The sequence below is a fragment of the Streptomyces sp. NPDC001219 genome (genome assembly GCF_053597915.1).
This window is the reverse complement of the sequence record NZ_JBSFJF010000023.1, coordinates 109,597-121,242: the sequence shown is the minus strand read 5'-3', so window position 1 is coordinate 121,242 and position 11,646 is coordinate 109,597. Positions and strand designations below refer to the sequence as shown.

Annotated in this window: 7 protein-coding genes; 2 read left to right on the top strand and 5 right to left on the bottom strand. The window is 72.9% G+C overall.

Annotated elements, in window-relative coordinates; translation table 11 throughout:
• The first annotated feature begins 330 nt into the window (after window positions 1-330).
• Both ACWC9R_RS17690 and ACWC9R_RS17685 read left to right on the top strand, forming a co-directional pair.
• Complete coding sequence (locus ACWC9R_RS17690) at window positions 331-1,503, top strand: PQQ-dependent sugar dehydrogenase (RefSeq protein ID WP_450732521.1); 1,173 nt, start codon at window positions 331-333, stop codon at window positions 1,501-1,503.
• 86 nt (window positions 1,504-1,589) lie between these two features.
• Entirely contained in the window at window positions 1,590-1,799 is a 210-nt protein-coding gene (locus tag ACWC9R_RS17685) for a DUF6191 domain-containing protein (RefSeq protein ID WP_450732519.1), read from the top strand.
• 6 nt (window positions 1,800-1,805) lie between these two features.
• On the opposite strand, the gene ACWC9R_RS17680 is transcribed toward ACWC9R_RS17685, so the two are convergent.
• The 5 genes from ACWC9R_RS17680 to ACWC9R_RS17660 form a co-directional block, all read right to left on the bottom strand.
• Window positions 1,806-4,949, bottom strand: coding sequence for a helix-turn-helix transcriptional regulator (locus tag ACWC9R_RS17680; RefSeq protein WP_450732517.1), 3,144 nt, complete (start codon window positions 4,947-4,949; stop codon window positions 1,806-1,808).
• A gap of 160 nt (window positions 4,950-5,109) precedes the next feature.
• Window positions 5,110-5,307, bottom strand: coding sequence for a hypothetical protein (locus ACWC9R_RS17675; protein WP_450732515.1), 198 nt, complete (start codon window positions 5,305-5,307; stop codon window positions 5,110-5,112).
• A 206-nt stretch (window positions 5,308-5,513) separates the two neighbouring features.
• Entirely contained in the window at window positions 5,514-8,189 is a 2,676-nt protein-coding gene (locus ACWC9R_RS17670; protein ID WP_450732513.1) for an ABC transporter substrate-binding protein, read from the bottom strand.
• A gap of 235 nt (window positions 8,190-8,424) precedes the next feature.
• Window positions 8,425-9,063 (bottom strand): hypothetical protein, encoded by a 639-nt coding sequence (locus tag ACWC9R_RS17665; protein ID WP_450732511.1) that lies wholly within the window; start codon window positions 9,061-9,063, stop codon window positions 8,425-8,427.
• Window positions 9,064-9,169: 106 nt separating this feature from the next.
• Window positions 9,170-11,407, bottom strand: a complete 2,238-nt coding sequence (locus tag ACWC9R_RS17660; RefSeq protein WP_450732509.1) for an MMPL family transporter — start codon at window positions 11,405-11,407, stop codon at window positions 9,170-9,172.
• Between the last annotated feature and the right edge of the window lie 239 nt (window positions 11,408-11,646).

Here is an 11,646-nt window from a genome sequence, read left to right as displayed (position 1 = left end):
GCGGGGTCTGGTGCGTGCGATCGCAAGGCGGAGGAGGGAGTCGACGCGGAGCGGTTGGGGCCTCCCCTGCTCGAGCGAAGCCGAGAGCTTGGGGAAGAGTGACGACAACGCGGCGAGCGTGCGTGCCAGACCCCGCGAGCCCGCCATGATCCGAACGACACCCCCTAGGTGTGTTGTCCGGTCCCCGGCAACAGGGGCCACGCGCTCGCGTGACGGCCGTCCGCGCCGGATCATGGCAGGTGGGAGTGGCTCCGGAACGCGTGGGGCGCGGCGCAGCGGCGCGCGATGTGGTGTTCTTGTCCACGCCCTGCCGACGAGAGGACCCCAGCCGTGCAACGCCGTTCCCAGACCGCCGTGTTGGCCACCGCTTCGCTGCTCCTGGCAGCGGGCTGCTCGTCCGGCGCACAGCCCCGGGGCGACGGCTCCGTCACCCCGTCGAAGAGCCCCGGCGCCGCCTCCTCACCGGGCGCCACCCCGCCGTCGGACGCGCCGCCCGCCAAGGGCTCGGTGAAGGTGGCCGGCACGCTGACCACCGGTCTGACGTCGCCGTGGGGCGTGGCGGTGCTGCCGGACGGGGATCTGCTGGTCGCCTCCCGCGACACCGGGAAGATCGTCCGGGTCTCGGCGAAGGACGGGAAGAAGACCGACGTGGGGTCGGTGCCGGGTGTGGACCCGGGGGGCGAGGGCGGGCTGCTGGGGATCGCGGTCCCCTCGACGTTCGGCGCCGACCACCAGGTGTACGCGTACTTCACCACCGCGTCCGACAACCGCATCGCCCGCATGACCTACGACGAGAAGCGCCCGCCGGGCGATCAGCTGGCCGCGCCCGACACGCTCTACAAGGGCATCCCCAAGGGCCAGGTCCACAACGGCGGCCGGATCGCGTTCGGCCCGGACAAGATGCTCTACGCCGGCACCGGCGAGACCGGCGACACCGGTCTGGCCCAGGACAAGGACTCCCCCGCGGGCAAGATCCTGCGGATGACACCGGACGGCGAGCCGGCGCACGGCAACCCCGAGGCGGACTCGGTGGTGTACGACTACGGCCACCGCAATGTGCAGGGGCTGGCCTGGGACGGCGACAAGCGGCTGTGGGCCTCGGAGTTCGGGCAGGACACCTGGGACGAGCTCAACCTCATCGAGCCGGGCAGGAACTACGGCTGGCCGGAGGCCGAGGGCCGGGCCAAGGGCGGGTCGAAGGGTCCCGGGTTCGTGGACCCGGTCGAGCAGTGGAAGACCGCGGACGCCTCACCCAGCGGTATCGCCTACGCCAAGGGCTCGGTCTGGATGGCCTCGCTGCGCGGCGAACGGCTGTGGCGGATTCCGCTGGACGGGACGAAGCCGGTGGCCGCGCCGCAGGCCTTCCTGAAGGGCACCTACGGACGGCTGCGGACCGTCGTGGCGGCCGGCGACGGCACGTTGTGGCTGGTCACCAGCAACACCGACGGCAGGGGCACACCGCACAAGGGCGATGACCGGATTCTCCGCCTCAAGGTGAGCTGATCCGGCAGATCCCCTTTTCGGGTGTCCTGCCTACACTCGGGGGCAGGGGGACGGGTGCGCTCACACCGACAAGGGGGCAGGGCACCATGTTCAACATCGCGGAGGAACTGTTCGCACCGGGGCGCAAACACACCGACGAGGAACGGCAGAAGATGTCACTCGTCGTCGATGACGTCGGCGACGGCGACCCCGGGAAGGGCCCGATCGACCTCTCCTCGGGCACCGTCGTCGTCAGGACGGCCCCACCACGGACCGGGGCGCCTCGGCGCGAAGGTCCGGAGCAGGAACCGTCCTAGCCCCCGCTAGCCGGGCGTCGGCTCGCCGAAGAGGCGGAGGCGGTGGGCCACCGCGCCCGCCTCGCCGCGGCCGGAGACGCCCAGCTTGGCGAGGATGTTGGAGACATGGACGCTGGCGGTCTTCGGGGAGATGAACAGGGCGTCGGCTATCTGGCGGTTGCTGCGGCCGTCGGCGACCAGGCGCAGCACCTCGCGTTCGCGCGGGGTCAGGCCGAGGGATTCGGCGGGGGCGGGTGCCTCGGCAGCGGCGCTGCCGGGGGCCGTGCCCGGTGGGGTGACCGGGGCGGCCGACCCGGCCGGGGTCAGGCCCGGGAGGGGGACGCGGCCCCGCTGGGCGAGGAGTTCGAGTTCGTCGGCGAGGGGGCGGGCGCCCATCGTCACGGCGGCGGTGTGCGCCTGGGCGAGCAGGAGGACGGCGGCCTCGCGCGGGGTGCGGCCGTGCAGTCCGGTGGTGGCCCGCTCGCCGCCGTGCAGGAGTGACTCGGCCCAGCGGTAGCAGACCCGGGCGAGTTCGTGCGGGCGCTCCAGGGGCTCGAAGGCGGTGACCGCCCCGGCCCAGGCGTCGGGGGTCTCGCGGCCCTCGGCTCGGCGGAGTTCGGCGTCGACCGCGAGGCCGTACGCCGACCAGACCGGGCAGAGCTGCGGCAGTCGCTTGGCGGCGTCCCGTATACGGGCGAGGACCGCGGCCCGGCCGGGCTCGGCGGCGGGCAGTCCGCGGGCGTCCGCCTCGGCGGTGGCGGCGGTCCACAGCAGCGGCCAGCCGTAGCGCTGGGTACCGGGCGGGAAACCGGCGTCCAGCGCCTGCTGGAGGATGCTCCGGGCGTCGAGGAGGCGGCCCCGGCGGGCGGCGATGCGCAGGGCGTGGCGCGCCATGACGATGGCGTGCTGCGGCTGCGGGGCGTGGGTGCCGTAGTACTCCTGGGCGACGGCCAGTTCGCGTTCGGCCGCGGCGAGGTCGCCCCGGTCCAGGGCGAGAGCGGTGCGGCGGCTGGCGGCCAGTGCGACGGCGCTGGGGTTCTGCGCGAGGCGGGCGGCGTCGGCGACGGCCCGGTCGGCCTCCTCCCAGCGGCCCAGCGACTGGAGGGACTCGGCGCGGTTGCCCAGCACCCAGCTGGTGCTGTCCTTGAGGCCGTAGCGGGTGGTGAGTTCGACGCCCCGCTCGGTGACCTCGACGGCCTCGCGGGAGCGGCCGACGCCTTCCAGCGCGGAGGGGAGGTTGACATGGCCGCGGCCGATGACGCCGAAGTAGCCACGGTCGACGGCGCGGTCCAGGCTGGTACGGAAGTCGGCGAGGCCCTCCTCGACCTCCCCGGCGTCGACCCGCAGCCCCGCGAGGGTCAGCCGGGAGTTGAGCTCGGCCCCTTCGTCACCCACCAACTGGGCCAGTTCCACGGCGCGTTCGGCCGTCGCGAAGGTGCCCGGTCCCGGTTCGTACAGCACCGACCAGCTCGCCACAGCGGCCAGCACCTCGGCGTGCACGGAGGACGGCGGCAGCCCGCGCACCAGCTCCTGGGCGGTGCCCAGGTCCTCCCAGCCGTTGCCGCGGCCGGTGGCCTGGCAGAGCCGGGAGCGCTGCACCCGGAACCATGCCGTGCGTAGGGGGTCCCCCCTGCTCGAACCGTGTTGAGAGTTTGGGGGAGGGTCGTTCTCGTCGCGCAGCGAGCGCAGGGCGCGCTTGGTGATCGTGAAGGCCCGTTCGGTGTCGCCGGACAGCCGGGCGGCCACCGCGATCTCGGCGAGCAGGTCCAGGAAGCGCAGGGCGTCGCCGTCATGGCAGCCGCGGGCCGGATACGCCTCGGCGTAGTCGACCGGGCGCACGCCCTGGCGGACCTCGGTGGGCGCGTCGTCCCACAGCTCCAGGGCGCGGTCCAGCAGCCGAAGCTGCTCGGCGTACGCATGGCGGCGGCGGGCCTGGACGGAGGCGGCGAGGACGGCGGGCAGCGCCTTGGCGGCGTCATGGGCCTTGTACCAGTAGCTGGCCAGGCGGGCGGCGCAGACCTCGGCACGCACCAGGGCGGGGTCGGCCTCCAGGGCCTGGGCGTAGCGGCGGTTGAGGCGGGTGCGCTCGCCGGGCAGCAGGTCGTCGACGACCGCCTCGCGGGCGAGGGCGTGCCGGAAGCGGTAGCCCGTTCCGTCCTGGGTGGGCACCAGGGTGTTGCTGCCGACGGCCGCCCGCAGCGCCTCGATGAGGTCGTCCTCGGGCATCCGGCAGACGGCCGCGAGGAGTTCGTGTTCGACCGTGGAGCCGCCCTCGGCGGCCGTGCGGACCACCCGCTGGGCGTCCTCGGGCAGCGCCTCGACACGCACCAGCAGCAGGTCGCGCAGGGGGTCGCTGAGGCCGTGCAGACAGCCGTCGGCGAGGCCGCGGGCCAGTTCCTCGACGAAGAAGGCGTTGCCCTCGGAGCGCTTGTAGACGCGGTCGACGGTGCCCTCCTCGGGGGCGCTGCCGTTGATCCCGGCGAGCTGGGAGCGGACCTCGTCGCGGTTGAAGCGGGCCAGCTCCACGCGCCGGACCGTGCGCATCCGGTCGATCTCGGCGAGGAAGGGGCGCAGCGGGTGGCGGCGGTGGATGTCGTCGGAGCGGTAGGTCGCCACCAGGAGGACGCCGGCGTCGTGCAGCGCCCTCAGGAGGTAGGCGAGCAGCTCGCGGGTGGAGCGGTCGGCCCAGTGGAGGTCCTCGATGACGAGGACGAGGGTGCGGTGCGCGGCGAGCCGCTCCAGGAGGCGCGCGGTCAGCTCGAAGAGGCGGGCGCGGCCGGTCTCCTCGTCGTGCACCTCGCCGGGCGTCTCCCCCAATTCGGGCAGGATGCGGGCGAGTTCGCCCTCCTGGCCGGCGACGGCGACGGCCAGTTCGTCGCGCAGATGCCAGTTGAGGGTGTGCAGGATCGCGGAGAACGGGGCGAAGGGCAGGCCTTCGGAGCCGATCTCGATGCAGCCGCCGAGCGCGACGAGCGCGCCGCGGGCGCGGGCGGCCTCACCGAACTCCTCGATGAGACGGGTCTTTCCGACCCCTGCCTCACCCCCGATCAGCAGGGCCTGGGGCTCGCCGGACACCGCGATGCGGTCGAGTGCGTCCCCCAATACGGAGAGTTCGGCCGCGCGGCCGACGAACACGGGACTGACGGACCTGGTCTCCACGCCGCCGAGCATCGCACAGGGCTCTGACAGTCCGGCAGGGGGCTTCGGTACGGGGAAGGGCGTGACCGGGACGCGGAACGCCCGGCCTGGTGCGGTGAGCACCTGGGGCCGGGCGTGCGGCGGTCGGGCCGGTCGCGGGGCCGGTGAGCGGTGGGGCACCGGAACCTCGCGGTCAGGCGGTGGCGCGGCGTACCCGCGCCCGCCGGCCCCACGCGCTCACCCGCCCTTCGGGTTCGTCGTCCCCGGAGCGGGCGGCGCCACGGTGCCCGGTGCCGTCGGCCTCGCTCGCCTGGCGCACCAGACGCCGCCGGTCGGCCTCGCGGCGCAGCTCTTCGTGACGGACCCGGATCTCCAGCTCGGAGTGGAACATGGTGTCTCCCCTGACGGTGGTGAGGTGCTGACCCGACGTTCTGTCGAGTGGCTCCAGACTCGTCGCCAAGGGGGGTCCGCCACATCGGGAGGGTGCCCGATCTTCGTGTCCGTACGGTCCTTAGGAACGGGGGCCGGCGGACTCAGGGGTGCCTAGGAAGGGGGGCCGGGGGGCGTAGGGACCCCGGAGAACGGGTGCGGTGGGGCTCAGTCGGGGCAGGGCGAATCCTGCCGCTTCGGTGCCGTCAGGCTGTACGCCCCGCAGGCGACCACCGCTTCGGGCTCGCCGGCCGACTGCCGGAGGATCACCAGGGTCTTCCGCTTCGGGGGGCCACTGCTGAACTCGGAGAAGCTGACGACCCCGGTGGCACCGTCGAAGGTGATGTTGTTTCTCAGGGCGGTCAGCACGGATTCCCGCCGCACGGTGCTGCCCGCGCCGTCCACGGCCCGGGACAGGACGTGGAACGCGTCGTAGGAGACCGCGGAGTGCCCGTCCTGGCTCCAGGGGTCCTGCGGATACTGCCCGTTGTACTGGCGCACGAACTCCTTGGTCTTCGCGCTGGCGCGGTCGTCCCCTTCGGGGAGGCGGTGCGCGGAGTGGTACAGCCGGAGCCAGTCCTTGTCGGCGTACTGGCCGGTGAGCGCCACATTCGTCAGCTCATTGCCGCCGAGCACGGTGAGGTCGTTCTCGATGCAGGTCCCGTTGGTGTCCATGGCCCTGACGAAGGCCGTGAAGTCCTTGGCCCGCGCGGTCCAGTAGACGGCGGTGTCCGGTTCGGCCTTCAGGGCCTGGCACACCTGGCCGACGAGCTGGTCGGCCGTGGTCGCCTTCTGCGTGCCCGCTTGTGTGGCGAAGGGCTGGGAGTCCTGGCGGAAGCTGATGACCGTCTCACCCCCCTTGAAGGCCTGCTGGAACCTCTCGGCGAGGCTCTCGCTGTAGAGGTCGTCGGGGGTCCGTACGATCACCGCGTGCCCGGCGGGAACGCATTCCACCGGCGCGTGCGGGTCCGCCTGCCCCGGCTTCGCCACGAGGGGGGAACGGGCGGCGAAGGCGGCCTCGATGTTTGCCTCCGTGCTGTTGGCCGGAGTGAAGGGCCAGTAGGAATCGCTCTGTTGCATCTCGTCCGCCGTCGCGGTGGTGCCGACCACCGGCATGCCGATGCCACCCAGTTCCTTCACGGCCTCCTGGGTCTCCTTCGTGCTCTGCGCGAAGCCCAGGACGCCGACGATCTGCTCGTACGCCTCTCCGGAGTTCTCCCGCTTGACGTCCTGGATGAGGTCACGCACGGCGGGGACGGCTTCGCGGAAGCCCGCACCGGCCTTCCGCACGTCCACCCGCAGCGGCACCCGGGAGGCGTCCGAAGCGGCGTCCTCTATCAGCCGCTTCTGCCACATGGCGACCCCGCGCAGTTCGGGGATGGCCCCGTCGAAGATGGTGTCCTCGGCACTCGTCGGGGCGGTCGACTCGAAGAGCACGACGGTGCGCACCGCGCGGCCCTTGGCGTACTTCTCGGCCTCCTCGTTCTGCTTGTCGATCCGGTTCAGCGCATCCTGGTACCACTGCTTCGGCCTGACCTCGACGCGCTCGGTCTGGCTGCCGGACGCGGCCGGCCGGTCCCCGCCCACGCACCGGGTGTCCGGCGGCGTTTCCCAGAAGACGGGTGCGAGGGCGCCGCCCACCAGGACCGTGGTCAGCGCGGCCAGTTCGACGGCGGTCACGGCGCGCCAGCCCATGGTGAACTTCCGCGGCTGCACCGGGGGAATCTGCAGCCCCGGGCGCTCGAAGGGTTCGTCCTCCAGGGGCACCACGACCGGCCGCCGGTTGCTGGAGTGGAGCAGGCTGCTGGCCCGGCGGAGATTGGTGCGTTCCACGCCCAGATCGGCCTGCAGGGAGCCGGAGGGGTGGCCGACCGCGATGACGAGCGGTCCGGGCCCGTCCAGCCCGGCCTGCAGGGTGTGAAACGCGTGCAGGAACCGCTCCGCCGCGTCGGCCCCCGGGGCGCCCTCCGGCGGAATCTCCACCAGCAGCACGGGGCGGGCCACCCGGCGGCGGCGCTTGGGCAGCAGCCGCCCGACGGCGGGTTTGCGCAGGTCCTCCAGCAGGGCGCGCAGCAGCAGGAGTTCGAGGGCCGCGAGGCCCTCCTTGTGCCGGGGGTGGTCGGGTTCCAGGCCGAGCCGGGGCGCCTGGCGGGCCCCTACCTGGTCGAGGAGTTCGAACACCGGCGCCCCGCCGGCGGTCGCGTTGAGGTGTGTGCCGAGCCAGCCGCTCCGCTTGGACCTGACGAGCCGGCGGTTCTGCCGACGGGCCCAGATCCACCGGGGCAGGGTCCGGGTGAGGGAGTGCCATACGAGTCCGACGAAGAAGCCGTACACCCCGCCGATGGGCGCGGTGTCCGTGCCGCCCATGTGCCACAACAGGCCGGGGAGGCCGCCCCGTTCGGCCCGCTGGCGGTAGACGTGGTCGCGTAACTTCCGCGCCCCCAGGCCGCCGCCGCCCGGACGGCTCTCCTGTATCTGGGCGACGACATCCGCCATCAGCCGGAAGTTGGGGAAGCGGTCCGGGGTCGAGCGCCGGGGGATGTCGAATTCGAGGCCCGTGCCCGCCTGGACGGTGAGCAGGGGCACGTCGCCCTCGGCGTACAGCACCGTGTGCGGAACGCGCTTGTACTCGGGTCCGAGTGCCCAGCGCAGCGCTTCGAGGACCCGGTGGGTGTGGGACTCCGGGGCGTCCGTCGACGTGCTGAGGAGGAGCAGTGGCGGCTTGTTCTCCAGGAGGTCGCGCCGGGCGGGGTTCACGGCGGTGCGGTACTCGCGGATGAAGTAGTCCGCTCCGGCATCGTCCGGGAAGGAGGAGGGTTCGACTGAGTTGTTCGCGGATCTCACCTCATCAGCCGACTAGCGGCCTTTCGGCCAACTAATGATCTACACAGGGTAGTTACCCATGTTAGAAGGGTGACGCCGCAGGCTCAATCAACTTTCGGAATTCGTGTGTGCCGCGCGGGGTGACTGCTGCCGGTTCCGCCCCCGGAGCGGGCACGGCAGGCCAGCGCTCCCCCGCCAACGCCAAAGACCCACCGGGCGGACCGGTGGGTCTTCAGCGGATGTCGGTTTCGCCGCGCTACGGAGCGGTGGGTCCCCCCGCCGGGGCCTTGGGCACGGTCGGCATGCTGCCGAACAGGTCGAGGTACATGCCCGCGGAGATCAGTACGCCCAGCACGCCCAGCGCCAGTCCGCCCCAGGCGACGGCCCGGACCCAGGTGGCGCGCCGGCTGGTCAGCACCACGGTGGCGGCGATCACGGCGAGGAGCGCGAAGACGCCGTTGACCAGGGCGTTGGTGTGCCAGGAGGCGCCGTAGACGGCGGCGATCTGGTCACTGGCCTTGCCCGACTGGAGCTTGATCTGGCCCATCAGGTTGGCGCGCTCGGCCAGCGTCGTGCCGAGCCAGGTGCCGCTGACGGACGCGAGGCCGAGCCCCGCGGCCACGACGGCACCGGCGCCGGCGGCGACCCCGGAGGACGTCGCGGAGGCGGTGTCCGGGCCGCCAAGCTCGTCGGCGGCGTCGTCCGCGCCGAGGTCTCCGGCCTCGTCCTGCGCGGCGAGGGCGGCGTTGTCATCGGTCTGCTCGTCGGCCTTGGCGGCGGCCTTGCCGGCCGCCTCGGCCTCGGTGGCCTCCGGAATCGCGGCGGTGTCCGTGGCGGTCTGCTCCGGCACGGCCTTCTCGTCGTCGGTTCGCTTCTCGGTCGTCCTGGTACCCATGGGCGCGACCGTAGGCGCCGCGTCTGAGAGTCGGATGAGAACGGCGCCGGGGAGCGGCCGGCGGGCGGCGGCACACCGGCCGCGGGGCCCGCGCCGGGACCACTTCCTACGCACTCACCAGCGGCTTCTCGCCGTCCTGAGGGCCGGGCAGCCGTACCCCGCCCGGTTCCGGCGGCGGCTCGATGCTGATCCGGGGCAGCCACCGGTCGAGCCAGGACGGCAGCCACCAGTTGGCGCCGCCCAGCAGGTGCATCAGGGCGGGAACCAGCAGCGTACGGAGGACGAAGGCGTCCAGGGCGACGGCGCTGGCCAGGCCGATGCCGAACATCGCGATGGTCCGGTCGCCGCTGAGGACGAAGGCCCCGAACACCGCGATCATGATGACCGCCGCCGAGTTGATCACGCGGCTGGTCTCGGCGAGACCGACGCGTACCGACCGGCGGTTGTCGTGGGTCAGCTGCCACTCCTCGTACATCCGGGAGACCAGGAACACCTGGTAGTCCATGGACAGCCCGAAGAGCACCGACACCATGATCACCGGCAGGAAGGGTTCGACCGGGCCCGCGCTGCCCAGGCCCAGGAGTTCGCTGCCCCAGCCCCACTGGAAGACCGCGACCACGATCCCGAAGGACGAGGCGACGGCGGCGACGTTCATCAGGGCGGCCTTGAGCGGGATGCCGACGCTGCGGAAGGCGAGCAGCAGCAGGACCGACCCCAGGGCGATCACGACGCCGATGAAGAGCGGCAGTTTGCCGACGATGACCGAGGCGAAGTCGTCGTAGCTCGCGGTGATCCCGCCGACCCGTACCTGGAGGGTGGTCCCGCGCTCGCTCGCCGGCAGCACCTCCGTCCGCAGCCGTTCCACCAGCTCGGAGGTCTGCCGGGACTGCGGGGAACTGTCCGGTACGACGGTGATCACGCCGGTGCCGCGCCCGCCGCCGAACTCCGGCCCGCTGACCTGCGCGACCCCCGGCGTCTCGCGCAGCCGGTGCGGCAGCTTCCCGAACGCGACCCGGTCCTTGGCGCCGTCGAGGGTGCCGACGAGGGTCAGCGGCCCGTTGAAGCCGGGGCCGAAGCCGCTCCCCTGGCCGGGGCCGTCGCCCGCGAGCAGGTCGTAGGCCTTGCGGGTGGTCGACGTGGCCGGGTTGTTGCCCTGGTCGGAGGTGCCCAGTTGCAGTCCGAAGGTCGGCAGGGCGAGGGCGAGCATGACGGCGGCCGCGACGGTGCCCAGCAGTTTCGGGTGCCGCTCGACGAAGCCGGACCAGCGGGCGGCTATTCCGGTGGGCCGCTCGGACCGCGGTCCGTGCTCGGCCAGCCGGCGGCGCTCGCGGCGGCTCAGCGCCCGCGTCCCGATCAGCCCGAGCAGCGCCGGCAGCAGGGTCACGGCGGCGGCCACGGTCAGGACGACGGTGAGGGAGGCCGCGAGGGCGACTCCGTTGAGGAAGCTCAGCCGCAGGATCAGCATGCCCAGCAGCGCGATACAGACCGTGGCACCGGCGAGGACCACCGCGCGCCCGGACACCGCGAGGGCCCGGGTGGCGGCCTCCTCGACCGGCAGGCCCGCCCGCAGGCCCTTGCGGTGCCGGGTGACGATGAACAGCGCGTAGTCGATGCCCACGCCGAGCCCGATCAGCATGCCGAGCATCGGGGCGAAGTCGGCGACGGTCATGGCGTGGCTGAGCAGGGTGATCCCGGCCGAGGCGGTGCCGACGGCGGCGAGCGCGGTGATGATCGGCAGGAAGGTCGCGGCGAGCGAGCCGAAGGCGAGGAAGAGCACCACGGCCGCGGCGCAGAGCCCGATGATCTCCGGGAGCTGGGCGCGCGGTGCCTCGGTCAGCGCGATGCCGGCGCCGCCCATTTCGACCTGGAGGCCCGGACGGGCGGCGGCCTGCGCGGTGTCGACGACCTTGCGGACCTGGGCGACGTCCAGCTCGTCGATGCGCCGGTCGAAGAGCACCGAGGCGTAGGCGGTGTGCCCGTCCTCGCTGATCTGCCGCGCGCCGCCGCGGTCGCCGCGGGTCCCGTAGGGGCTCTGCACCTCGGAGACTCCGGGCAGGCCGGCGACCCTCTTGAGGGTGTGCCGCATCGTCTTCTCGACGGCGGCGGAGCGCACCGTTCCGGAGCCGGTGTGCCACACGAGGGTGTCGCCGTCCCCGGAGCGGTCCGGGAAGGCCTTCGCCATACGGGCGCTCGCCTGCCCGGACTCGGTCCCGGGTACCTCGTAGTTGTTCGAGTACGCGGCCCCCGTGAACCCGGCGGCGACGGCGACACCCGCGAAGGCGGCGAGCCAGAGCACGATCACCACGATGCGGCGCCTGAGACACCACCGAGCCAGAGCGGTCACGGACCTCGTCTGCTTCCCGGGTTGGGCGTCGATATCTCCCGGGGACGGGCGGTGCCGAGCGCGGATGTACGGGGGCGGGGCGGACCGCCGCACACCCCGAAGCGGAAGCGTACGGTCCGCCTCTCCGGGGCAGGGTGTCAGCCGGAAAAGATCCTTTGACCCCCTTTGTGGGCTTCCCCACAAAAAACGGGAAGGGGAACTCGCCGCCGTCCCCTCCTCCGGGCCGCGCCCCCGTACAC

Bases quoted from the DNA above. Each gene is read 5' to 3' on its own strand.
- ACWC9R_RS17685 (WP_450732519.1), top strand. From the start codon at position 1,590: ATGTTCAACATCGCGGAGGAACTGTTCGCACCGGGGCGCAAACACACC.
- ACWC9R_RS17680 (WP_450732517.1), bottom strand. From the start codon at position 4,949: ATGCTCGGCGGCGTGGAGACCAGGTCCGTCAGTCCCGTGTTCGTCGGC.
- ACWC9R_RS17675 (WP_450732515.1), bottom strand. From the start codon at position 5,307: ATGTTCCACTCCGAGCTGGAGATCCGGGTCCGTCACGAAGAGCTGCGC.
- ACWC9R_RS17665 (WP_450732511.1), bottom strand. From the start codon at position 9,063: ATGGGTACCAGGACGACCGAGAAGCGAACCGACGACGAGAAGGCCGTG.